Genomic DNA, 21,748 nt, shown 5'->3' on the forward strand with positions numbered 1-21,748 from the left:
TTTGGGCGTAATTGCCGTGGCCCCGGCGTCCGGGGCGGCGGGGGGGGTTGCGCGGATCCACTCGGGGCTCCGTCCGGTGGCTGACCGGCGGGCTCGGAGGGTGGGGCGGTGCCCGCGTCGGTGGCTCTCGGCCGCCATCGCCCCGGGCGGCGTGCCGATGCGGGGGGTGTCGCGGTGACGGGCGTGAGATCGGGGGGCAGTTTGCGCGGGGGGGTGCGGAAATGCCCCCGCGGCGACCCGTCTCTGGGCGTGACCCTGAGCAACCTGCGGACCCGCCCACTACGAGGCGGAGGTCGGGTGGAAGGCCACGGTGGCGATGCGGGTTCCGGGGGCGTGCTTGGCCTGCCTTTGCGGCCGGGCCGTCCCGCCTGGACCGCTAACGCGGAGTCGCGGGATCGGTGCGCCGGCAAGACATCGCGACGAGAAAGACGGCACCGGCCGGGGACCATGCCCGGTCGATGCCGCGGGCCGCCGCGGGGACCGGATCCCGCGCGTATTTGGCCGACACCTGGGTCCCCGCGGCGTCCCGCGTCCCTCGTGCTGGGTCTTCTTGGGCCATGCCCCCGGCGCCTTGAGGCGGGTGGGGACGATGACGCATATCCGGAGGCCGAGCCCGCATCGTCGGGCCCATGGCGATAAGGATATCTCGAAGCATGAGGATGGGTTCAGGTTCAGCAATCCGGATGCCGAACTCCGAACAAGCCGCCATAAAACAAAAAAACGGGACGGCTTTCGCCGTCCCGTCGGTGGTTGTTCTTATCGACCTAAAAAGATCGAGGCCAGTCGCTGGAGCAGGCCCCGCGGTGCGGGCGGAGGCTCACTCTGCCCAGGACCGTCCCCAATCTAATTGGCGGCGAACGGATGCTGGGCCGAGTTACGCTGCTCGGTGACGACCGAAGCCTTCGGCTCGCCGTTCACAGCGCGCTGGATCGAGAGCTTGGTGGCCTCGTAGTTGTACTTCTGGATCTTTGCGTCGTCGGCCGCTTCCCAGTGGATGAACACGCCGACCAGGATGAACAGGTCGTCGGCCTCATCGGCCGGGATGATGCCTTCGGCGACGGCGTCCTGGACGGCCTTGGCGACGCCGTGCTGGGCCGGGCCGAACATCTGGACGGCCTGACGGGCGTCGTTGATGGTGACCTTGTTGAACATCAGGGTGTTCGGCTTGCAGGGCAGGTTCGGCGCGATGACCGCGAGCAGGCTGGTGAAGCCGTGCTTGTTGTTCACGAGGCCGTTGCAGAAAGCCGTCTCGGCGGGCGAGCCGCGCGGTCCGATGATCAGGTCGATGTGAGCGACTTCGTTGCCGTCGCCGACGAGGGCTTCGCCAACCTGAACCTTGGTGATCTTCGCCATTCGGTGTCTCTCCCTGGATTCCGAAATAGGGCCGCGGCGCCGGACGAGGCCAGCGGCCGGGAAGCCATCCTTGTTATCGGCGCCCAGCCTTCCGGCCGTGCCGGATAGGCCGAGCCGGTTGGGCCGGACAGCGCGCCGGACCCTACAGTGCGGCCCAGCGGCTCACAACCCGCGCAACACCCTGATGATGAGGAATTTCTTTGGCACCGGGCCGCGAAACGCGGGAACTTTTCGAGGTTTCACGCCAGGGCGGCCCCGGCCGATGCGAGCGCATCCCAGAACAATGTGGCCACCGTGAAATCCGCGCTCGTGCCGGGGTTGAGGCCGCGGGCCTTGAGCGACGCGTCGAGGGCGAGGAGCGGCTCCGCCGGCCGGACGGCGAGGTCGAGTCCGGAGAGCACGGCCTCCGTTTCCCGGCGTACGCCTTCGGCTACCTCCGCGCCGCCCTTGCGGGCGATGTGGCTGTCCGGGACGGAGCGGAGATAGGCGAGATGGATCGCCGTCGTGCACCAGGACGGATCAAGACCCTGGGCGCGGGCCTCGGCGAGCGCCGGCAGCCCGATCGCGGCGATGTCCGAGAAGCCGGTGCCGTAGGCGCGGGCGATGCGATCCCGGTCGGCCGCTTCCGCCATGGCGGCGCGCAGGGAGGCGGGGGCCTCCGCCGCGACGTCGTGCTTCGCAGCCCGGCCGAGGCCGCCCGGATTGGCGAGCCGGATCGCCGCGAACACCGCGGCCGAATCCGCCGCGTCGAGATGATCCAGCACTGCACCAACCGATAGGCCGCGCTCGGCAGCGACCGCGAGGGGAGCGCAGAGCAGAAGAATCCCGAGATTGGTGTTCTGGGCGACCGCCGCGAGGGTCGCGCCGATCCCGGCCCGGACCCGCTCGCCGACGCCCGCCCCGGCCCGGGCCAGCTCCGGCGCCGAAACATCGGCGCTGGTGATAAAATCCGCCACCACCATGCGGTGGCCGGCGGCGTAGGCATGGACGTTGCCGGGCTTCAGCGCGTCGAGTTCGGCCAGGCAGGCGGCCCGGTAGAGCGTGCCGATCAGCGCTGGGTCGAGTCCGATCATGCCACCACGAGCCGCGGAACGCTGGCGCCGCGGACGGCAGTCAGGAAACCGCGCACCACGGCGGCGGCGATGTCGGTTTCGCACACGGTCTGGAGGCCCGACCAAGCCGGCATGGAATTGACCTCGAGAATCGAGAAGCCGCCCTCCCCGTCCTCGACCAGGTCGACGCCGGAATAATCGACCCCGACCGCGGCGGCGGCGGCCTCCGCCATCTCGGCGGCGGCGGGCGGCATCGCCCAGGGCAGCGGCCGGCCGCCGCGATGGACGTTGGTGATCCAGCCGTCGCCCTCGCGGATCATGCCGGCGATCGCCCGGCCGTCGCAAACGAACACGCGATAGTCGCGCCACAGGCCGTCCCGACGTGGCACGTAGCGCTGGAGGTAATAGACCCGGGCCACCGCCTCCTCGTCGGGCAGGTCCTCGGGGCGCTCGATCAGCGCGAGCCCCTCCCCTTGTGAGCCGAACAGCGGCTTCAAGACCAGCGGTGCGCCGGGGCGGCCCTCGCGCATTACGATCTCGGCGGCGGCCTCGCGCTTCGAGACCACCCAGGTCTCCGGGGTCGGCAGGCCGGCCCGGGCGATGAGGAGCGAGGTCGCCGCCTTGTCCACCGAGCGCTCGATGGTGGTCGGCGCGTTCCAGACGGTGACGCCGGCCGAGACCAGGGCGTGCAGCACGCCGAGCCGCATGGTGGTCGCCTCGAAGGTGCCGCCCGCGATGGTCCGCAGCAGGACCCCGCCGGGCAGCGCGCCGGCAAAACCCGGGACCCGCAGGGGCTCGCCGCCACCGGTGGCGACGATCACGTCGGAGAGCGAAAACAGCACCGGCTCGACGCCCTGCGCCCGGAGGGCCGCCAGGAGCCGGGCCTTGTGCCAATTGCCGTTGTCGGCCGCGAGGGCGATGCGCATGGATGGACGACTCTCGACGGCCCTTCCGCTCAGGGGAAGGCTTCGGTCATTGCGGTTTCGAGGCGTGATCGCAAAAGCTTGCCACGACGCGCCCCCTCTCCCGTGCGGGAGGGGGCTGGGGTGAGGGACCAGGGTCTTCCGGACAGGTCGAATCCCTCACCCTGTCCCTCTCCCGCACGGGAGAGGGGACCCGCGCCTCATGCGACCGACGACGTGACGAGGTTCACGCTGCACTCGCTCATCAAGCGAAGCCGGAGGAACCCGATCTACCTATGCGAACGACGCATCCACCAGCGTCGGCTCCAGGCGGCCGCCGCGATAGGTGGCGCCGGTGCGCACCGAGGTGACGATCGCTTCAGCGGGCGAGAACAGCGCGCCGTCGATCTTGTAGAAGTCACCGTTCACCCGTGAAAAGATCTCGGCGAACGGCGCGCCGTGATCGCTCGATGTCGTGGACGGGATCTGTTCTGCGAGCTGCCTGGCGTCGGCATCGTCGGCATCGACGAACAGCTGAACCCGGCCGCCGTAGATGATCGCGTCGTTGGTCCGGCCCATCGCCTTGATGAAGTCCGGGTGCGGCGGCGAGAGCGGCGCCGAGCCGATGCCGTCCACGATGGCGTGCAGGTCGAAGCCGACCGTGTGCGCCTTGTGCAGGGCGACTTCCAGCACCCGGGCGACCACCTGGGTCGAGCCGGCGAGGCTTTGCGTCGGGGCGAAGATGAAGGTCAGGTCCTCGGGGCGCAGGCCCGCGGCTTCGGCGACCTTGGCGACGACGCTCTCGGGCGGTCCGCCGGCGGCTTCGAGGACCAGGGCGGTCTTCGTGGCCGAATCCCGGTAGCCCAACTCCTGATACAGGTCCTCGACCGCCGCGACCGCGCGGCCGGGGCCCGAGCCCAGCGCGAAGAAGCCGGAATCGCCGGCCTCGTCAGCCAGGCTCCAGCCCGCATACTGGCTGCCGAGGCAGGCGAGCACCGGATCGGCCGCGTGGACGATCACGGAATACGGCCAGGCGGCGATCGGGCCGCTCGGGGCGATGGTCACGGTGCCGAGGCCGCCGAGGCAGATCTCGGCGATGCGCCGTCCGGCCTCGATCGAGCCCCGGGCCTGCGCGCCGGCATCGACCATCCGGGCCCCGCCGGCCGCCTGCGAGACCGACAGGCGCAGGGTCGCGGCATCGGCCACGAACCGCTCGATCAGCGGCGCGGTGAGCGCGTTGACGCTGGGATAGGATTGGCTGGCACTCATCACAGGGCTTCCTCGGGGTGCGTTTTCTTTGCGGCCAGGGCAGCGCGCAACTGCGCCGTCCGCGTGTTCAGACTGTCGAGCGCCGCCTGCCGGTCGGCCCCAAGGGCAAGCACCGTGCAGAGGGGCGCGTCGCGGCGGACCACCGTGCCGGGGCGCGGGCGGTCGCGCACATGATCCGGCCAGAAAAAGTCCGGGACGGGCGCATGCTCACGCTCCGCGTAACAGATCTGCGCGGCGGCCGCATCCGCCGGTTGCGCGCCGAGCGCCGGCCTGGCGCCGAGGCTGGCCTCGATATGGGCGGCCAGCAGGGGTGTGCTCCGCCGATCCAGGATATCCAGCGTCGCGCCGGGACGCGGGTTGATCTCGGTGAGCCACCAGCGGGAACCGTCGGCTAGAAAGTCGGCGCTGGCGAGCCCGCGCAGGCCCGTCGCCGCGATGATTTTTTCGACGGCCTCCGCGACCGTGGCGATCAGCGCGTCGGGGAGAAGCGGAGCCTCCGCGGCGCCAGTGGCTAGGGCGCCGCCGTAGCGATAGGGCCGGATCGGCGACGGCATGCACCATTGCTCCGTAACTGCCAGCACCTGGATCGTGCGTCCGTCGGCGAGGACATTCAGGGCGTAGGGCCGGCCGGGAACCCGAATCTGAAAATAGTGGCCGTCCGGCGCGGGGCCGCGTGTGGCCGGACGGATATGGCTGCCGCCGCTGCCGCCGATCCGCTTGAGCAGCCAGCCCGACGGGTCGGCCAGCGCATCCGTCGCAATCGCCGGATGCGGAACGCCGAGCCGGGCGCAGAGCGCGGCGAATGCGAAGGGGTCCTTGAGCGCCGCGATGGCGTCGGCATCGGCACCGATCAACCGATGATTTTTCGCGATCCGGGCGACAAGACCGGGGGCGTCCTCGAAGCCGCTGCCTAGGACGATGCCCATCGGCGAACCGGCGGCATCGGCCAGTGCGTCGATGGCCGCGAGCGTCGCGTCGGCCGCGATCGGCTTTCCGAAGCGCCCCGGCAGCGGCCGGTAGGCTTCGCTCAGCGCCAGCGTGTCGGAATCGCCGAACAGGTCGGCGACGTAGGGGCGCAGGCCCGCCCGCCGGGCCGCCTCGGCCAGGGCGCGCCCGGCCTGCGCGGCGATCAGGATCGCCTGGGCCATGCCGGGATGCGCCGGAGCCGGCTCAGCCGGCGATCTCGACCGCCAGGGTGTAGGCGTCGCGGAAATCGAGGCAGAGCGGCGTGTCGGAGGCGAGCATCCGGTCGAACAGGCGGCGCTGGGTCTGGTACTTCACGTTGCCCACCGCCAAGGCACCGATTCCGACGCCCTTGCCGGCCGGCAGGGGCACGTCGACGGCGTTGACGTCGATCCCGGCGATGCCGGCCGGCGGCACCGCGTTCACGTCGGAGGCGACCAGAAGTTTCGGGGCGGATTTCAGGTCTTCCGCCGAGAGGATCGGGATGCCGGCCGGGCCGGCCGACAGGATCACGTCAGCATCTCGGATCGCGACGCGGCGATCCTCCGGGGTCGTGCCGTCGACGGCGCCGACCTCGATGCCGAAGCGCCATTTCATCGTGAAGGCGATCTTCGAGACCCGCTCCTCGCCGTCATGGCCGACCAGGACGGTCTGCGCGCCCTGGAGCGCGCCGATCACCGCAGCCACGTAGGCGACGACGCCGGCCCCGCCGAAGATCACGATGCGCTTGCCGGTCAGGTCGGTGCCGAATTTCTGCCGGAGCGCCCGGGAGACCTGCGCCACCATGGCGGCGCCGGTGGTGAAGGAGCCGGCGGGATCTGCGAAGACATGGTTCACGAAGGGCGGCACGAACGCCTTCTTGGCCCGGTCGACCATGTCGAGGGCGTCCTCGGCGTTCTTGCCGCCGATGAAGATGCCCGTGCGGGTGCCGTCGGCCGGCGCCCGCGAAAAAATCGAATCCTGGGTGAGCGAGACCACGTCGGCGAGGCTGACCTCGGTGTAGGTCACCACCGTCTCGAAGCCGGCATCGACGGCCATGTTTACGTCGAACGGGCTCATGTGCCGGAGCGGCGTCAACATGTGGAGGATCGAGCGGGCCATGACGTTCTATCCCGTGGGGCGCGCATCAACCTGCGCCTGCCGACCGTCCAAACCCGCTGCGCGTGCCGCGGTCAAGCCCGGGCCAGCCAGTTCAGGCCGCCGTGGTTATCGATGCCCCTGTGTTGCGGCCGCGGGCGATCAGGAAGCGGAGCGGCCCGCCGCGGTCGAGACCGGCCACGAGGGCTTGGGCCTCGGCTTCGCTCGGCATCAGCACGAAGCCGGTCGGTCCCCAGGACGACTGGCCGTAGCCGGGCACGCCCTGCGCGGCGGCCTGGGCCAGCGCCTGCGCGACGGCGGCGCTCGCGTAGCGGCCGCCCTGATGCGGGGCGAAGTGGTCGCCGATGAGGTCTTGGATCCGGGTGATGCCAGCGCCGAAGCCCTGCGGCTCGGCCAGCGCCGCCGCCGGCAGGACCTGCATCAGCACGATCCGGCAGATTTCGGCAGCCTGGGCCTCCGGGAAACGCGGGAGTTCGCGAAATGCCTCCACCTCCCGCGCGCCATGAACGCCGGCCATGCTCTGGTCGAGGATGAGGACGATCCGCCAGGACTCGGGATAGGCGAGCCGCGCCGTGACCGGCGGCGGGGCGCCGTCGTCGCCGCGCCCGCCATCGACGATCAGGCCGCCCTCCGTGAAAGCGCACAGGCCGACGCCCGAGCGGTTGCCCCGGTCGAGGCTGGCCGAGAAGGTTTTTGCGGAAAACGCGACTCCGTTGAGCTGCGCCACGGCCGCCGCCACCGCCAGGGCCAGTTGGGTGCCGGATCCGAAGCCGGCATGGGCCGGGATCGTGCGCTCGACATGGATCGAGGCCGCCTCGGCGCTCCCGAGATGACTCGCCGCCGCCCGGGCGTAGCCGCGGACCCTGTCGGCTTCGTCGCCAGTCACCGAAAAATCCTCGGCCCGGCGGGCGGTGAGCACCAGGGACGGCGCGTCGATGGCGAGCCCGATGCTGCCGAAGCGACGGCCGAGGCCGCCATGCAGGTCCAGGAATCCGAAATGGAGCCGCGCCGGCGCCTCGACCCGGACGGCGCCCTGCGCCGTACCCGCCTCGTTCCGCCCGGGAACCTCGCCCACGCCCATGCCCCCGAGACCCGCCGGCGACCCGCCCGGCCGGGGCGCTTTTCCCATGCGGCGGGCAGCCGAAGCAACGGGATCGTACGCCCGATCGATCGGCGTGTGCTCCGACCCCCCTTGCCGCGGCGGGCGGATGAATGCAAACCTAGGCCAGCGACGGCGCGCCGAGTTGCCGCCCGCCCGGACCCGTCCGGCGGTCGAGCCATTCCGATCCGGCGGGATTCTCCTTCGGGAGTGAACCCGCTTCGTCCGGTCTTACGGCCGTCGCCCGCACCGAAGCCAAACAAGAATGTCGCGTGAGGGAGCATGGCAGCCTGGGTGAAGGGTGGCGCGACGGACGCGGACACCGCCATCGGGGCGGCCGTATCCCTGCTCGCCAAGGCGCGCGCGCCGGTGATCGCCGGCCTCAGCGCCGATGTCGCCGCGATCCGCGCGGCCTATGATCTGGCAGGGCGCATCGGCGCCTCGATCGACACTGCCGGCGCGGTTGGCACCTATGCCGAGCTCGGCGCACTGAGCCGGGTGGGCGCTATCACCTCGACGCCGGCCGAGGCGGTCGGCCGGGCCGATGCGGTCCTCGTGGTTGGGGCCGCGCCGTGGCGCACGGCGCTCGTGAAGCGTCTGTCTGAGACGAAGCCGGTACGCGGGCGTGCCGCGGGAGCCGATCGGGCGCTCCTGGCGCTCGGCGCCGGTGCCGATGGCGCCAAGGCAGCGTCGTCCTACCCCGCCGAAGACGGCTTGGCGGAGGCGGTCGCGGAATTGCGCGCCTACGCAAAAGGTCATCTCGCCGGTGACACACCGCAGGCCAAGCTCGTGGCACAGCTCACCGCCGCGCAATACGGCGTCCTGCTGTACGATCCCGCCGAGCTCGGCGAGCTCGGCGTGGAGATGCTCCAGGCCTTCGCCATGGAGCTGAACGAGACCACGCGCTGCTTCACCCTGGCGATATCGGGTCCGGACCAGGACCGCGCCGTCGTGCCGGTGGCCGCCTGGATGACCGGGCAGGCGCCGCGCAGCGGGTTCGGCCGGCGCGTCCCCGAACACGACCCGTGGCGCTTCGATGTCGCCCGGCAGGTCGCTGCCGGCGAGGTCGACGCCGTCATCTGGCTCGCCGCGCTGCCGGTGGAGCGGCCCGACTGGCTGGCTTCCGTGCCGTCCGTGGCGCTGGTCGCCGAGGCCGAGGCGTCTCTCGCCGACGTGGTGATCGCGGTCGGGCGTCCCGGTCGCGACCTGGGCGGCGTGTTGTGGAACGAGCAGCGCGCCGCGCTGACCTATTGGCCGGCTTCGGCCCCGACTGACCTGCCGTCCGCCGCGTCGGTGCTGGGCACCCTTCGGGAGCGCCTGGTCACCGCTGGGGCCGCGTCGAGGAGTGAGCCCGCATGCTGAGCGTGATCCGGGGCGGGCGCGTCGTCGATCCGACCGCGTCCCGCGATGCCGTGGGCGACGTCTGGATCGAGGACGGCCGCGTGGTCGAGCCTGCGGGCCGCGCGCCCGATCGGGTGATCGATGCGTCGGGCTGCGTCGTGATGGCGGGCGGCGTCGAGGTGCATTCGCACATCGCGGGCGGCAACGTGATCACGTCGCGCCTGCTCCTGCCCGATCTCTACGTGAGCGAGGCGTCGCCCGAGGGGCACCCCTTCGCCCATGCCGGCGGGGCTGCGGGCTGGATCGGCTCGACCTACGCGCGGATGGGCTACACCACCGCGGTCGAGCCGGCGATGCCGCCGACCCACGCACTGGCCACCCAGCTCGAGCTCGCCGACATCCCGTTGCTCGACCGCGGCGCGCTCACCGTGATGGGCAACGACGACCAGCTGCTGCAGCTTCTGCGCGAGCGCCAGGGCGGCAACGCCGTGCGCGATCTCGTGGCGCTCTCCGTCGCCACATCGCGCGGTCTTGGCGTTAAGTGCATCAACGCCGGCGGCGCCTCGGCCTTCAAGGACGGCGCTTTGCGCCTGTCGCTGGATGACGAGATCCCGGTCTACGGCCTCTCGACCCGGCAGATCATGGGCTCGCTGCTCGACGCCGTCGAGGAGATCGGCGTGCCCCATCCGCTGCACGTCCATTGCAACAATCTCGGCCTGCCCGGGGCGGACGATTCGTTCATCGAGACCCTGGAGGCGGCGGAAGGCCGGCGCATCCACTTCGCCCACGCGCAGTTCTACGCCTACGGCGCGACCGAGGGCGGCGGCTTCCGTTCGGCTGCCGAGCGGATCGCGCAGGCGATCGCCGACAACCCGAACGCGACCCTCGACATCGGTCAGGTGGTGTTCGGCCAGACCGTGACGGTGTCGCTCGACATCCTGCGCCAGTTCGCCGGCCGCAAGGGCGCCAACCCGAAGAAATGGGTGCTGAATGCCGGCGATGCCGAGGGCGGTGGCGTGGTGCCGTTCCTGTATCGGCCGCGCGGCCCGACCAGCTCGCTGCAATGGGCGATCGGCCTGGAGATCATGCTGCTCTCCACCGACCCGGAGCGCACGATCCTGACCACCGACCACCCGAATGGCGGTCCGTTCACGCAGTATCCGCGCATCATCCATTGGCTGATGGACAAGACCGAGCGCGACCGCGAGATCGCGACGCTCCCGGGCATCGTCGCGGAGCGCTCCAGCCTGCCGAGCCTCGAGCGCGAGTACACCCTCTCGGAGATCGCCCAGCTGACCCGATCGGGGCCGGCCAAGCTCCTGGGCCTCGCCGACCGCGGCCACCTGCGACCGGGCGCCTGCGCGGACGTCGCGGTCTATCGCGATACGCCGGACCGCACGGCGATGTTCACGGCCGCCAAGCTGGTCCTCAAGGACGGCGTGCCGATCGTCGAGGATGGCGAGGTCGTCGAGTGGCGGGCCGGCCGGACGCTGTCGCTCTCGGTCGAGTCGGATCCGGCGATGGCCAAGCGCGCCGACACCTACCTCACGGACCGGTTCGGCGCGGGGCTCGACAGCTTCGCGGTGCCGGATGCGGCGTTCGACGCGGATGCGGACACCTTTGAGGCGGTGCCATGCCGGGCGTGATCAGCGGGGCGAGTGGCGGAAACAACCATGTCTGAGCTCAGCCTCAACGGCATCCCGATCGTCGACACCTTCGCGGAGGCGTTCGACGTGGCCGGGACCGCCATCGTCGTCACCAACGACACCGCCAAATGGGCCATGATCGCCGCGACCACCATGACGGGCTTCGCCACGTCGGTGATCGGCTGCGGCGCCGAGGCCGGCATCGATGCCGTGCTGTCGCCCGAGGAAACGCCGGACGGCCGGCCGGGGGTGCGCATCCTGCTGTTCGGCTTCGAGCCGAACGGCCTCAAGGAGCAGCTGATCAAGCGGGTCGGCCAATGCATCCTGACCTGCCCGGGCACCGCCTGCTTCGCGGGGGTCGATGGACCGAACAAGATCAAGCTCGGCGGCGCGATCCGGTATTTCGGTGACGGCTTCGCCATCGCCAAGCGCTTGCCCGACGCTTCCGGCAAGGCCCGGCGCTACTGGCGCATCCCGGTGATGGACGGCGAGTTCCTGTGCGAGGATTCGGTCCGGGCCGTGGACGGCGCGGTCGGCGGCGGCAACCTGCTGTTCCTCGGCCGCACGCATGCGGAGACGCTGATCGTCGCCGAGGCGGCCGTCGAGGCCGCCAAGGCGGTGCCTGGCGCGATCCTGCCGTTCCCGGGTGGCATCGTCCGCTCCGGCTCGAAGGTCGGCGGCCGGACCAAGGGCATGATGGCCTCGACCAACGACGCCTATTGCCCGACCCTGAAGGGGCGGGCCGGCTCCGCGCTCCCGGCCAAATGCGGCGTGGTGCTGGAGATCGTGATCGATGCCCTGACCTCGCAGGGCGTGTCCGACTCGATGCGGGCCGGCCTCCATGCCGCCACCGAGATCGGCGGCAGGCACGGGCTGATCGCGGTCACAGCCGGCAATTACGGCGGCAATCTCGGCCGCCATCACTACCATCTGCGCGACCTGCTTGCGCGCGACGATTCCAAGACGGAGGGCTGAGCCTTGAGCACCCTCACCCTGCGCGCGGCCCCGCCCGAGCGGCTCGACTTCCTGAACATCAACCCGCTGGCGCTCAGCCGCCTGTCGCAGGCGGAAGCCGAACGCCTGGAGGTCGGGACGACCCGCACCGGCGTGCGTCTCGGCGATTGTTTCTCGGTTGCGCTGGACGGCTCCGACACCCTGACTATCGAGGGCAGCCATGAGCGCCTCGACCGGGTCGGCGCTACCCTGTCGGAGGGCGCGATCCGCGTCACAGGCGATGTCGGCCAACGCCTCGGCGCGGGCATGGCCGGCGGCAGCCTGACCGTGACCGGACATGCCGGCCCCTATGCCGGCGCCGGCGCCACCGGCGGCACCATCACGATCGAGGGCGATGCCGGCGATCATGCCGGCGGGGCGGTCTACGCGGCCAAGGCCGGTCTCGACGGCGCGACGCTGATCATCCGCGGAACGGCCGGCGCGCATCTCGGCGACCGGATGCGGCGCGGGCTCATTTTGGCCGGCCGGGCGGGTGCCTATGCCGGCTCGCGGATGATCGCGGGGACCCTGGCGGCGCTCTCGGTCGGCGACCATCCGGGCTACGGCATGCGCCGCGGCACCCTGCTGGTCGGTTCACACGGACGGCTGTCGCCGACCTTCGTCGAGACCGGGACACACGATCTGGTGTTCCTGAAGCTCCTGGCGAAATCGCTGCGGGGCCTCAGCGCCGAGCATGCCGCCCTGCTCGACCGGCCGCTGCGGCGCTATTCCGGCGACCTCGCGACTATCGCCAAGGGCGAGATCTGGGTCGCGTCCTGACGCCGCCCTGGGCAGAGCGGCCGCGCGCGGCATATGCTCTGCCCAAGCCGGCCCGCACGAGGTCGGCACTGTGGGGAGACGCCCATGCTCCTGCTTCTGTCGATCTGCCTCGTCGCCCAGCCCTCGACCTGCCGCGAGGACCGGATCGAGATGTCCTACGAGGGCTCGAACCCGTTCATCTGCCTGCGCCATTCGCAGAGCGCTCTGGCGACCTGGCAGGCGTCCCATCCGGACTGGCACGTCGAGCGCTGGCGCTGCGCCGCGCGCGGCAGCCTGCCGAAGAACCTGTGACGGCAATTTGCGCTGAGCTTGCCGGGCGCAACCGATGCGTTCGCTGAAGCTTCGCTTCGCGCTGCTGCTCGGCGGCACCGCGCTTGTGGTCATGCTGGCGGCCCTGGCAGCCCTGGCATCGATCGCCGCCGCCGAGCGCACGGTCGACCGGACCCTCGAAGCGCAGCGGCGGCTGGAATTGCTCGCCGAGCTGTCCGGCCGCCTCACCCAGTTCGGCTTGGCCGCGGTCGAGACCGTGGGCAATCCCGACGGTCAGCCCGAAGCCATGGCGATCGCGCGCGACAACGCCGACCGGGCCCTGGCTACGGTCGACGAGGCGCTGGCCCGGAGCTTCCCGCCGAGCGACGACCCGGCCGACCGCATGCAGTACGCCGCGCGGACGCGCCCGATGGCTCAGCTGCGCGCCGCCCGGGTCGTGCTCGACCGGCAGGTGGCGCGGATCAACCGCCAGACCGAATCTGACAAGCGCCAGGACGCGATCAAGGGTGCGCTCAACGGTTTCGGGGCGATGACCGGCCAGCCGCTGTCGTTCCTGATCGAGGTTGAGCGGCGCAGCATGGCGCTCGGGTCCGAACAGGCCCGGGCCCTCTCGGCGCGCCTGCGCGTGGCCGCCGCATCCGCGGTGGCGGCCGCCCTGGTGCTGCTGGCTGTACTCTATCGCGGCGTCACCCGCCCGACCCTGGCGCGGATCGAGGAGGTCCGGCGGGCGGCCAGCGCCATCGGCCATGGCGCCCTCGACACCCGCCTCTCGGTAGCGACCCGCGACGAGCTCGGCCTGCTCATGACCAACGTCAACCGCATGGCCGCGCGCCTCGCCCGCCGCGAATCGCGGGTGGCCGCGGATCGTGCGGCGCTGGAGGATACGGTGGCGGCCCGTACCGCCGATCTGCGCGCCGCCAACGAACGCCTCGAAGCCGTCGACCGCTCAAGGCGGCGCTTCTTCGCCGATGTCAGCCACGAATTGCGCACCCCGCTCACCGTCATCCTCGGGGAATGCGACCTTGCTCTGCGCGGGCCGCCCCGGGGTGCCGATCCGGCGCCGGTCTTCGCGACGATCCGGAAGCGCGCACAGCGCCTGAAGCTTCGAGTCGAGGATCTGCTGCGCGTCGCCCGCTCGGAATCCGGCGAGATCGCGTTCGACAAGCGCTCGCTCGGCCTCGCGTCGGTCCTGGCCGAGGCCGTCGACAACATGGCCTCGGAGGCAGCCCGCCGCCGGGTCGGCCTGAGCCTCCAGCCCGGCACCCAGGACATCGAATGTCTGGCCGACCGTGAGTGGATCCGCCAGACCGTCGAGAGCCTCGTGGACAACGCCCTGCGCCACGCCAAGGGGCTGACCCGGGTCGAGGTCGCCCTGTCGGCCGAGCCTGGCGCCCTCGCCCGGATCACCGTGACCGATGACGGACCGGGTTTCAGTGCCTCCGAAGCCGAGCTGTTCGAGCGGTTCCGGCGCGGCGCGGGCGCGAACCCGGACGAGACCGGCTTCGGCATCGGCCTGGCGCTGGCCCGCTGGATCGTCGAGCAGCACGGCGGCACCATCCTCCTCGGGGCCGGTCCCGACGGACGGGGCGCCCGGGTCAGCCTGGACATCCCGGCGCTCGATCCGGCATGGGAAACGGGCACGGCCGGGGATACGGCCGGCGGCGCGCAGGTGAGGGAGTCGGCCGCATGACGCGGATCCTGATCGTCGAGGACGATATCGACATCCGGGGGCTGTTGGCCCGCGGCCTCGAGGCCGAGGGGTTCGAGGTCGGCACCGCTTCCTGCGTCGACGAGGCTCTGAAGGCCGCGCACGATCCGGCGCCGGGCGCGGTCCTGCTCGACATCAACCTGCCCGACGGGTCCGGCCACGATGTCTGCCGGTCGCTCCGCGAAGGCGGGTTTCCGGGCGCGATCCTGTTCCTGTCCGCCCGCGACGAGATCCGCGACCGGGCCGAGGGGCTGGCGCTCGGCGCCGACGACTACATCATCAAGCCGTTCGTGTTCGACGAGCTCGTGGCCCGCCTGCGCACCCACCTGATGCGGCGCGAGCAGGCCGAGGCGCCGCGCTCGCGCATCAGCGCCGGCCGGCTCCTGCTCGACCTCGATACCCGCCAGGCGAGCTGCGGCGAAGCCAGCGCGCGCCTCACCCCCCGCGAGGCCGACCTGCTGGCCATGCTGATGGAAAACATCGGCAAGCCGGTGTCCCGCGCCGACATCTTCGACCGGCTCTGGGCCAGCCAGGGCGGCCTCTCGCTCAACGTGGTCGATGTCTACATCGGCTATCTGCGCTCCAAGATGGCCGACTTCGTCCGCTATGGCGGCCCTGGATTGGTCACCGTCCGGGGTAAAGGCTTCATGCTGGAGCTGCGCGGTCCCGATTTCCGTCAATGAACCACTATACTTAAGTCGAATCCGGTAACGTTTTCGACGCGGAACCGGGCATTTAGGTAGAGTCTCACGAAAAATTTGGGAGCATCCGGCAAGTTAGTGCTTGAAGACCGCAGCTGAATCGCCGATATCGAGGGCGCGCCGGAAACCAGAGCGCCATCAGTGTCTTAGAGGTCTCTTAGGAACCCGCGACACTCGGTGAGGATACCGCCAAGGAGAAACACCATGAAGTGGGCTGCCCCCGTTGTGTCCGAAATCTGCGTCGGCATGGAAGTGACGAGCTACGAGTCGGCCGAGATCGACACGTTCAACTGAGCGTTTCGCAACTGAGTTTTTAGGGGCCGGGGATCGCGGGAACCGCACCATGCGCGTCGTGATCCTCGGCTCCGCAGCGGGCGGCGGCCTTCCCCAGTGGAATTGCCGCTGCCCCATCTGCACCCTGGCGCGGTCGGAGCCCGACCGGGTACGCCCCCGGACGCAGTCGAGCATCGCGGTCTCCGCAGACGGGACCGACTGGCTCCTGATCAACGCCTCGCCGGATATCCGGCAGCAGCTCTTCGACAATCCCCAGATGCATCCCCGCGAGGGTCTGCGCCACTCGCCGATCCGGTCCGTGCTCCTGACCAACGGAGACGTCGACCACGTGGCGGGCCTGCTGACGCTGCGCGAGGGCCAGCCCTACACGCTCTACGCCACGCGCGGCATCCTCGATTCGGTGAACGCCAACCGCGTGTTCGACGTGATGGCCGAAGGCGTCGTCGCCCGTCAGCCGATCGGCATGGACCAGCGTTTCGAGCCGTTGCCCGGTCTGTCCGTCACGCTGTTTCCAGTCCCCGGCAAGGTGCCGCTGTGGCTCGAGGACGAGACCATGGAAATCGGCGCCGAGACCGAGACCACCGTGGGCGCTCTGATTGAGGCGGGCGGCCGACGCCTCGCCTACATTCCGGGTTGCGCCCGGGTCACGGACGGCCTGCGGGAGCGGATCGCCGGCGTCGATGCGCTGCTGTTCGACGGCACCGTCCTGCACGACGACGACATGATCCGCGCCGGCGTCGGCACCAAGACCGGCTGGCGCATGGGGCATGTCCCGATGCGGGGGCCGAACGGGTCGATCGACGCGCTCGCCAGCGTCGACATCCGACGCCGGGTCTTCGTCCACATCAACAACACCAACCCGGTCCTGGTCGAGGGTTCGCCGGAGCGCGCCGAGGTCGAGGCGGCCGGCTGGACGGTGGCCCATGATGGGCTGAGCCTAACCCTCTGAGACATGTTCGACCGGCCGTTGGGTGAAGACCGCGCCGGCACTATATCGACTTTGAGCCCGGACATTCGCCCCGCCGGGGCCGCGTTCTGAAAGACGGTCTCCGGCTATCGGGACGAGGCTCTCAACGAGGGCGGGATCAGAGTACAGGAAACGCGACCCGAGAACGGATTTCGGAAACGCCATGAACGCAGTCTTCCCGCCCCCCGCGCCGACCCCCGACGCCGCCGAGAGCCAGCGGCTTCTCAGCCCGGACGAGCTGGAGGCGGCGCTCCGCGACATCGGCGCGCGCCGGTATCACATCCTGCATCCGTTCCACCGGCTCCTGCACGACGGCAAGCTCTCGAAGGACCAAGTCCGAGCCTGGGCGCTGAACCGCTACTATTATCAGGCGATGATCCCGGTGAAGGACGCTGCCGTCCTCGCCCGGATGACCGACGCGTCCCTGCGGCGGGTCTGGCGCCAGCGCATCGTCGACCATGACGGCGACCATCCGGGCGACGGTGGCATCGAGCGCTGGCTCAAGCTGGCCGAAGGCGTCGGCTTCGATCGCGATTACGTGCTGTCGACCCGGGGCATCCTGTCGGCCACGAAGTTCTCCGTCGAGGCCTACGTTCATTTCGTCGCCGAGAAGAGCTTGCTCGAGGCGATCGCCTCCTCGCTGACCGAGATGTTCTCGCCGACCATCATCTCCGAGCGCGTCGCCGGGATGCTGAAGAATTACGATTTCATCACCAAGGATACGCTGGCCTATTTCGACAAGCGTCTGACTCAGGCGCCGCGCGACGCTGACTTCGCCCTCGATTACGTGAAGACGCACGCGACGACGCCGGAGCTGCAGCGCCTGGCCATGGCCGCGCTGACGTTCAAGTGCAACGTGCTCTGGACGCAGCTCGACGCCCTGTATTTCGCCTATGTCGCCCCCGGGATGATCCCGCCGGATGCGTGGACGCCGGGGACCGGCCTGATCGCCGAGGCGCCCGGCGCTCCGGCAGCCGCTGGAATCCGCAAGATGGTGGCGGACGACAAGCCCCGGCTGCCGCGGGGCGTGCGGCTCCGTCATGACGAGACCCGCGGCAAATACGTCCTGCTCGCCCCCGAGCGGACCTTCGACCTCGACGACAACGCCGTGGCGGTGCTCAAGCTGGTGGACGGCAACCGCAGCGTCGCGGCGATCGCCGACGAGCTGGGTCGGACCTACGCGGCGGACCCGCGTGCGATCGAGGCCGATATCCTCGTGATGCTGGACGGACTGGCCGAGAAACGGGTCCTGGAGCGATGAACGCACTGACGCCGAACCGGCCGGACGTTCCTGCGCCGGTGGGCCTGCTCGCCGAGCTGACCCACCGGTGCCCGCTGCGCTGCCCCTATTGCTCGAACCCGCTGGAGCTCGACCGTCGGTCCGGCGAGCTGGACACCGCGACGTGGCAACGCGTCCTCACGGAGGCGTCCGGCCTCGGCGTGCTCCACGTCCATCTGTCCGGCGGCGAGCCGACGGCGCGCAACGACATCGTCGAGATCACCAAGACCTGCGCGGATCTCGGCCTCTACTCGAACCTGATCACCTCCGGGGTCGGCGGCGCGCTGGGCAAGCTCCAAGCCCTGTACGATGTCGGGCTCGACCACGTGCAGCTCTCGGTGCAGGGCGTCGACGCGCAGAACGCGGAGAAGATCGGCGGCCTGAAGAACGCGCAGCCCCAGAAATTCGCGTTCGCCGCCAAGGTGGTCGAGCTCGGCCTGCCGCTGACGCTGAACTCGGTGATCCATCGCGGCAACATCCACGAGGTCGAGGGCTTCATCGACCTGGCGGTGAAGATGGGCGCCAAGCGCCTCGAAGTGGCGCACACGCAGTATTACGGCTGGGCCTACGTCAACCGCGCCGCCCTGATGCCCGACAAGGCCCAGGTCGATGCCTCGATCCGCATCGTCGAGGCGGCCCGCGAGCGCCTGAAGGGCCAGCTCGTCATCGATCTCGTCGTGCCGGACTATTACGCGAAATACCCGAAGGCCTGCGCCGGCGGTTGGGGCCGCAAGCTCATGAACGTCACGCCCCAGGGCAAGGTCCTGCCCTGTCACGCGGCCGAGACGATCCCGGGGCTGGAGTTCTGGCACGTCACCGACCATTCGCTCGGCGAGATCTGGCGGGACTCGCCGGCTTTCACGGCCTATCGCGGGACCGACTGGATGAAGGAGCCCTGCCGCTCCTGCGACCGGCGCGAGAAGGATTGGGGCGGCTGCCGCTGCCAGGCGCTGGCGCTGGCCGGCGATGCCGCGGCCACGGATCCGGCCTGCTCGCTCTCGCCGCTCCACGCCAAGGTGCGGGCGCTCGCCGTCGAAGAGGCGGCCGAGACCCCGCCGGATTACGTGTATCGGACGATCGGCAGCAACGTCCGGTCGCCGTTCAAGGAGGACGTCAACTCGTGAAGGTTTTTGCCACGACGGCTTTCGCGCTGATGCTGGCCGCGATGCCGGCCCACGCCGAGGATGCCCCCAAGCCGTCCGCCGTGACCCCGGTCAACGCGGCCGCGCCGCCCTCGGCGGCCGACCTCCTGTTCGATCAGCCGCACATGAAGAACGCGGCACCCGGCTCCGCGATTACGTATGACTACATGCGCCGGTCGGGTATCTCGAAGGGGCCGTTCGGAGCCCCCCTGTCGGATACGATCACGCTCAAGCTCGAGCCCGGGAAGAGCCCCGAGGCGCGGGATATCAGCGTGGTGATGTTCTCCGGGATGAACCGCATGCCGGCCGGCCCCTTCGAGGATATGAGCGGCAATCCGGTGGTCTCTCTCTTCCTGGAGAACCATTTGCGGTCGCTGGCGAAGGCGCTGGAGGCGAATCCGCGCTACCTGAAGCTCGCGATCCGGAAGGGTCTGCGCGAGGGTGCGACCGTCACCCCGACCAAGGTTTCGCTGAACGGCCGCGAGGTCGATGGCTGGCGGGTCGAGACTCAGCCGTTCGCCAAGGATTCCATGGAACAGCGCATGCGCGGCATGGATAAGATGACCTACACCTTCATCACCGCCCCGGAGGTTCCCGGCCAGATCGTCTCCATCGAGGCGTCGTCGAAGAATGCCGAAGGTGGCGAATTGCTCGAGGAGAAGCTGAGCTATGATCAGAAAGCTGGCTGAACGCGGCGCTCTGGCCGCCCTCGCCCTGACCCTGTCGAGCCTGGCCGGATGGGCCGCCGAAGAGAACGATTACCCCACCGACGCGCGGGTCGATTACGTCTTCGGCTGCATGGCGGCCAACGGCCAGACCCGCGAGAGCATGCAGCGCTGCTCCTGCTCGCTCGACCAGCTCGCCGCGATCCTACCCTACGACAAGTACGTCCAGGCGAGCACGGTCCTGTCCATGCGCCAGGGCGTCGGTAACCGCGCGAACGAGTTCAAGTCCACCAAGATCTTCGACGACAAGGTCGCGGATCTTCGGCGCGCGCAGGCCGAGGCGGAGATCCGCTGCTACCGCGGCTGATGACCTGACGCATGCTGCGGACAAGTGGAATTCGGTTTTCGGAATCAGCATGCGCTAGACGATGACGGCCGGCGTTGCGCCGGCCGGTGGTTTCGATCACACCGGGTCCCGAACCCTTCCTGAGAACGGGACCCGATCCGTGCCCCCCTCCCCCGGCCTGTCCGACCTGCTGCCCGGCCTCGGGTCGCGCACGCTGGTCATGGGCATCCTCAACGTCACGCCCGATTCCTTCTCCGACGGCGGCCGGTTCGCCGGCGAAGCCGAGGCCGTCGCGCAAGCCGAGCGTCTGGTGGAAGAGGGTGCGGCGATCCTCGATATCGGCGGCGAATCCACCCGGCCGGGCCACATCCCCGTGCCCGCCGAGGAGGAGCAGGCCCGCGTCCTGCCGGTGATCCGGGCGCTGGCGCCGTGCCTGGCGGTCCCGATCTCCATCGACACCTACAAGGCGTCCACGGCGCGGCTCGCGCTCGAGGCGGGGGCGCGCATCGTCAACGACGTCTGGGGCCTCCAGTGCGAGCCCGACATCGCCGCGGTGGCGGCGGCGCACGGCGCCCCCGTGGTGATCATGCACAACCGCGAGACCATCGACGCGGATCTCGACATCGTCGACGACATGCGGACCTTCTTCGAACGTTCGCTCGACATCGCCCGCCGCGCCGGCATCCCGGAGCGCGATATCGTCCTCGATCCCGGCGTGGGCTTCGGCAAGACCTGGTCGCAGCACCTGGAAGCGCTCCGGCGCCTGTCCGAGATCCGGGCGCTGGGCTTTCCCATCCTGGTCGGAGTTTCCCGGAAATCGCTGCTCGGACGCCTGCACGATCGTGAGACCCGGCCAGCCGACCGGCTCTATGGCTCGCTCGCGGCCCACGCCCTGGCGGCGACGCTTGGGGCCGACATCGTACGGGTCCACGACGTGGCCGCCCATATCGACGCCATGCGGGTGGTCGATGCCGTGATGCGGCCGGAGGCCCGATGAGCGCGGACCGGATCGGCGTCGCCCGCATCGCGGTGTTCGGGCGCCACGGCGTGCTGCCCGAGGAGGCGGTGCTCGGCCAGCGCTTCTACATCTCGCTCGACGCCCGGCTCGACCTCGCGTCGGCTGGCCGCTCCGATGATGTCGCCCACACGGTCAGCTACGCCGATCTCACGCAGATCGCCGTCGACATCGCCACGGAGCGGCGCTTCAACCTGATCGAGGCCCTGGCCGAGGCGATCGCCGCGACGATCCTTGAACGCTTCCCACCGGTGGAAGCGATCACGGTGCGGGTCGACAAGCCGAGCGCTCCGGTTCCGGCGATCCTGGACGGGGTCAGCGTCGCGATCACGCGTCGGCGGGGAGAGCGCGCGTGAGAGCCTATCTCGGGATCGGCAGCAATATCGGCGACATGGCCGCGATGCTCGACCGCGCGGTGGCGGGGCTGGCCGCGACACCGGGCATCACGGTGGTCGCACGGTCGGCGGATTACCGGACGCCGCCCTGGGGCAAGACCGACCAGCCGTGGTTCCTCAACGGCGCGGTCGCGGTGGATACGGATCTCGATCCGCACGGGCTGCTCGATGCGTGCCTGTCCGTCGAGCACGCACTCGGGCGGATCCGCGAGGAGCGCTGGGGCCCCCGGGTCATCGACATCGACGTGCTGGCCTACGAGGGGGCGACAGTCGACGATGCCCGGCTGGTGCTGCCGCACCGTCACGTGCGGGAGCGGGCCTTCGTGCTCGTGCCGCTCGCCGAGATCGCCCCCGACCTCGTGATCGGCGGCGAGCGTGTGACCGACGCCCTGACGAAACTCGATCGCACGGGCATCGAGCGGGTCTGAACCTGGATCTGCGAACGGGGTGTCCTTCGCAGATCCGGATCG

General features: G+C 70.2%; 23 protein-coding genes. 16 read left to right on the top strand and 7 right to left on the bottom strand.

Going from position 1 to position 21,748, the window contains the following annotated elements:
* Positions 1 to 843: 843 nt before the first annotated feature.
* The 7 genes from fae to MKL09_RS25970 form a co-directional block, all read right to left on the bottom strand.
* Positions 844 to 1,353, bottom strand: coding sequence for a 5,6,7,8-tetrahydromethanopterin hydro-lyase (fae, locus tag MKL09_RS25940; RefSeq protein WP_058190399.1), 510 nt, complete (start codon positions 1,351 to 1,353; stop codon positions 844 to 846).
* 239 nt (positions 1,354 to 1,592) lie between these two features.
* Positions 1,593 to 2,426, bottom strand: coding sequence for a triphosphoribosyl-dephospho-CoA synthase (locus MKL09_RS25945; RefSeq protein ID WP_244024896.1), 834 nt, complete (start codon positions 2,424 to 2,426; stop codon positions 1,593 to 1,595).
* Positions 2,423 to 3,331 (bottom strand): RimK family alpha-L-glutamate ligase, encoded by a 909-nt coding sequence (locus MKL09_RS25950; RefSeq protein WP_244024897.1) that lies wholly within the window; start codon positions 3,329 to 3,331, stop codon positions 2,423 to 2,425. The genes MKL09_RS25945 and MKL09_RS25950 overlap by 4 nt, the downstream gene beginning before the upstream one ends.
* Before the next feature lie 270 nt (positions 3,332 to 3,601).
* Positions 3,602 to 4,576 (bottom strand): methenyltetrahydromethanopterin cyclohydrolase, encoded by a 975-nt coding sequence (mch, locus tag MKL09_RS25955; protein WP_244024898.1) that lies wholly within the window; start codon positions 4,574 to 4,576, stop codon positions 3,602 to 3,604.
* A complete protein-coding gene (locus tag MKL09_RS25960) occupies positions 4,576 to 5,724 on the bottom strand; it encodes an ATP-grasp domain-containing protein (protein WP_244024899.1) in 1,149 nt (382 codons plus the stop codon). Before MKL09_RS25960 ends, mch begins: the two co-directional genes overlap by 1 nt.
* Positions 5,725 to 5,746: 22 nt before the next feature.
* On the bottom strand, positions 5,747 to 6,640 hold the full coding sequence (locus tag MKL09_RS25965; RefSeq protein WP_244024900.1) for an NAD(P)-dependent methylenetetrahydromethanopterin dehydrogenase: 894 nt from the start codon (positions 6,638 to 6,640) through the stop codon (positions 5,747 to 5,749).
* Between the two features lie 91 nt (positions 6,641 to 6,731).
* Positions 6,732 to 7,712 carry a beta-ribofuranosylaminobenzene 5'-phosphate synthase family protein gene (locus MKL09_RS25970; protein ID WP_244024901.1) on the bottom strand — a complete coding sequence of 327 codons (981 nt, stop codon included), beginning with the start codon at positions 7,710 to 7,712 and terminating at the stop codon, positions 6,732 to 6,734.
* Between the two features lie 306 nt (positions 7,713 to 8,018).
* Between MKL09_RS25970 and MKL09_RS25975 the strand changes: the two genes are divergently transcribed.
* From MKL09_RS25975 to folK, 16 genes are all read left to right on the top strand, one after another.
* A complete protein-coding gene (locus MKL09_RS25975; RefSeq protein WP_244024902.1) occupies positions 8,019 to 9,098 on the top strand; it encodes a formyltransferase in 1,080 nt (359 codons plus the stop codon).
* On the top strand, positions 9,092 to 10,723 hold the full coding sequence (locus MKL09_RS25980; RefSeq protein ID WP_244024903.1) for a formylmethanofuran dehydrogenase subunit A: 1,632 nt from the start codon (positions 9,092 to 9,094) through the stop codon (positions 10,721 to 10,723). Before MKL09_RS25975 ends, MKL09_RS25980 begins: the two co-directional genes overlap by 7 nt.
* Positions 10,724 to 10,750: 27 nt before the next feature.
* The gene (gene fhcD / locus MKL09_RS25985; RefSeq protein ID WP_244024904.1) at positions 10,751 to 11,698 is read left to right on the top strand and encodes a formylmethanofuran--tetrahydromethanopterin N-formyltransferase; all 948 of its coding nucleotides are present in this window, start codon (positions 10,751 to 10,753) and stop codon (positions 11,696 to 11,698) included.
* A gap of 3 nt (positions 11,699 to 11,701) precedes the next feature.
* Positions 11,702 to 12,496, top strand: a complete 795-nt coding sequence (locus MKL09_RS25990; RefSeq protein ID WP_244024905.1) for a formylmethanofuran dehydrogenase subunit C — start codon at positions 11,702 to 11,704, stop codon at positions 12,494 to 12,496.
* Positions 12,497 to 12,580: 84 nt separating this feature from the next.
* Positions 12,581 to 12,787, top strand: a complete 207-nt coding sequence (locus MKL09_RS25995; protein WP_058190388.1) for a hypothetical protein — start codon at positions 12,581 to 12,583, stop codon at positions 12,785 to 12,787.
* 34 nt (positions 12,788 to 12,821) lie between these two features.
* Positions 12,822 to 14,456, top strand: a complete 1,635-nt coding sequence (locus MKL09_RS26000; protein WP_244024906.1) for a sensor histidine kinase — start codon at positions 12,822 to 12,824, stop codon at positions 14,454 to 14,456.
* Entirely contained in the window at positions 14,453 to 15,157 is a 705-nt protein-coding gene (locus tag MKL09_RS26005) for a response regulator transcription factor (protein WP_244024907.1), read from the top strand. Before MKL09_RS26000 ends, MKL09_RS26005 begins: the two co-directional genes overlap by 4 nt.
* Before the next feature lie 222 nt (positions 15,158 to 15,379).
* On the top strand, positions 15,380 to 15,469 hold the full coding sequence (gene pqqA, locus MKL09_RS26010; RefSeq protein WP_007564431.1) for a pyrroloquinoline quinone precursor peptide PqqA: 90 nt from the start codon (positions 15,380 to 15,382) through the stop codon (positions 15,467 to 15,469).
* Positions 15,470 to 15,518: 49 nt separating this feature from the next.
* A complete protein-coding gene (gene pqqB / locus MKL09_RS26015) occupies positions 15,519 to 16,418 on the top strand; it encodes a pyrroloquinoline quinone biosynthesis protein PqqB (protein ID WP_244024908.1) in 900 nt (299 codons plus the stop codon).
* Between the two features lie 181 nt (positions 16,419 to 16,599).
* Positions 16,600 to 17,697 (top strand): pyrroloquinoline-quinone synthase PqqC, encoded by a 1,098-nt coding sequence (gene pqqC / locus MKL09_RS26020; protein ID WP_244024909.1) that lies wholly within the window; start codon positions 16,600 to 16,602, stop codon positions 17,695 to 17,697.
* Positions 17,694 to 18,839: a pyrroloquinoline quinone biosynthesis protein PqqE gene (gene pqqE, locus MKL09_RS26025; protein WP_244024910.1), complete on the top strand. Its 1,146-nt coding sequence runs from the start codon at positions 17,694 to 17,696 to the stop codon at positions 18,837 to 18,839. Before pqqC ends, pqqE begins: the two co-directional genes overlap by 4 nt.
* Positions 18,840 to 18,880: 41 nt before the next feature.
* The gene (locus tag MKL09_RS26030) at positions 18,881 to 19,546 is read left to right on the top strand and encodes a hypothetical protein (RefSeq protein ID WP_279606137.1); all 666 of its coding nucleotides are present in this window, start codon (positions 18,881 to 18,883) and stop codon (positions 19,544 to 19,546) included.
* On the top strand, positions 19,527 to 19,889 hold the full coding sequence (locus MKL09_RS26035) for a hypothetical protein (protein ID WP_244024912.1): 363 nt from the start codon (positions 19,527 to 19,529) through the stop codon (positions 19,887 to 19,889). The genes MKL09_RS26030 and MKL09_RS26035 overlap by 20 nt, the downstream gene beginning before the upstream one ends.
* 139 nt (positions 19,890 to 20,028) lie before the next feature.
* Positions 20,029 to 20,865 carry a dihydropteroate synthase gene (folP, locus tag MKL09_RS26040; protein WP_244024913.1) on the top strand — a complete coding sequence of 279 codons (837 nt, stop codon included), beginning with the start codon at positions 20,029 to 20,031 and terminating at the stop codon, positions 20,863 to 20,865.
* The gene (folB, locus tag MKL09_RS26045; protein ID WP_244024914.1) at positions 20,862 to 21,239 is read left to right on the top strand and encodes a dihydroneopterin aldolase; all 378 of its coding nucleotides are present in this window, start codon (positions 20,862 to 20,864) and stop codon (positions 21,237 to 21,239) included. The genes folP and folB overlap by 4 nt, the downstream gene beginning before the upstream one ends.
* On the top strand, positions 21,236 to 21,706 hold the full coding sequence (gene folK, locus MKL09_RS26050; protein ID WP_313901208.1) for a 2-amino-4-hydroxy-6-hydroxymethyldihydropteridine diphosphokinase: 471 nt from the start codon (positions 21,236 to 21,238) through the stop codon (positions 21,704 to 21,706). The genes folB and folK overlap by 4 nt, the downstream gene beginning before the upstream one ends.
* Positions 21,707 to 21,748 lie beyond the last annotated feature (42 nt).

The sequence above is a fragment of the Methylobacterium sp. J-048 genome, assembly GCF_022829515.1.
In the GTDB taxonomy this organism is placed as follows: domain Bacteria; phylum Pseudomonadota; class Alphaproteobacteria; order Rhizobiales; family Beijerinckiaceae; genus Methylobacterium.

Coding starts and splice junctions, on each gene's coding strand:
- fae (WP_058190399.1), bottom strand. CDS start 1,353: ATGGCGAAGATCACCAAGGTTCAGGTTGGCGAAGCCCTCGTCGGCGAC.
- MKL09_RS25945 (WP_244024896.1), bottom strand. CDS start 2,426: ATGATCGGACTCGACCCAGCGCTGATCGGCACGCTCTACCGGGCCGCC.
- MKL09_RS25950 (WP_244024897.1), bottom strand. CDS start 3,331: ATGCGCATCGCCCTCGCGGCCGACAACGGCAATTGGCACAAGGCCCGG.
- mch (WP_244024898.1), bottom strand. CDS start 4,576: ATGAGTGCCAGCCAATCCTATCCCAGCGTCAACGCGCTCACCGCGCCG.
- MKL09_RS25960 (WP_244024899.1), bottom strand. CDS start 5,724: ATGGCCCAGGCGATCCTGATCGCCGCGCAGGCCGGGCGCGCCCTGGCC.
- MKL09_RS25965 (WP_244024900.1), bottom strand. CDS start 6,640: ATGGCCCGCTCGATCCTCCACATGTTGACGCCGCTCCGGCACATGAGC.
- MKL09_RS25975 (WP_244024902.1), top strand. CDS start 8,019: ATGGCAGCCTGGGTGAAGGGTGGCGCGACGGACGCGGACACCGCCATC.
- MKL09_RS25980 (WP_244024903.1), top strand. CDS start 9,092: ATGCTGAGCGTGATCCGGGGCGGGCGCGTCGTCGATCCGACCGCGTCC.
- fhcD (WP_244024904.1), top strand. CDS start 10,751: ATGTCTGAGCTCAGCCTCAACGGCATCCCGATCGTCGACACCTTCGCG.
- MKL09_RS25995 (WP_058190388.1), top strand. CDS start 12,581: ATGCTCCTGCTTCTGTCGATCTGCCTCGTCGCCCAGCCCTCGACCTGC.
- MKL09_RS26000 (WP_244024906.1), top strand. CDS start 12,822: ATGCGTTCGCTGAAGCTTCGCTTCGCGCTGCTGCTCGGCGGCACCGCG.
- MKL09_RS26005 (WP_244024907.1), top strand. CDS start 14,453: ATGACGCGGATCCTGATCGTCGAGGACGATATCGACATCCGGGGGCTG.
- pqqA (WP_007564431.1), top strand. CDS start 15,380: ATGAAGTGGGCTGCCCCCGTTGTGTCCGAAATCTGCGTCGGCATGGAA.
- pqqB (WP_244024908.1), top strand. CDS start 15,519: ATGCGCGTCGTGATCCTCGGCTCCGCAGCGGGCGGCGGCCTTCCCCAG.
- pqqC (WP_244024909.1), top strand. CDS start 16,600: ATGAACGCAGTCTTCCCGCCCCCCGCGCCGACCCCCGACGCCGCCGAG.
- pqqE (WP_244024910.1), top strand. CDS start 17,694: ATGAACGCACTGACGCCGAACCGGCCGGACGTTCCTGCGCCGGTGGGC.
- MKL09_RS26030 (WP_279606137.1), top strand. CDS start 18,881: ATGCCGGCCCACGCCGAGGATGCCCCCAAGCCGTCCGCCGTGACCCCG.
- MKL09_RS26035 (WP_244024912.1), top strand. CDS start 19,527: ATGATCAGAAAGCTGGCTGAACGCGGCGCTCTGGCCGCCCTCGCCCTG.
- folB (WP_244024914.1), top strand. CDS start 20,862: ATGAGCGCGGACCGGATCGGCGTCGCCCGCATCGCGGTGTTCGGGCGC.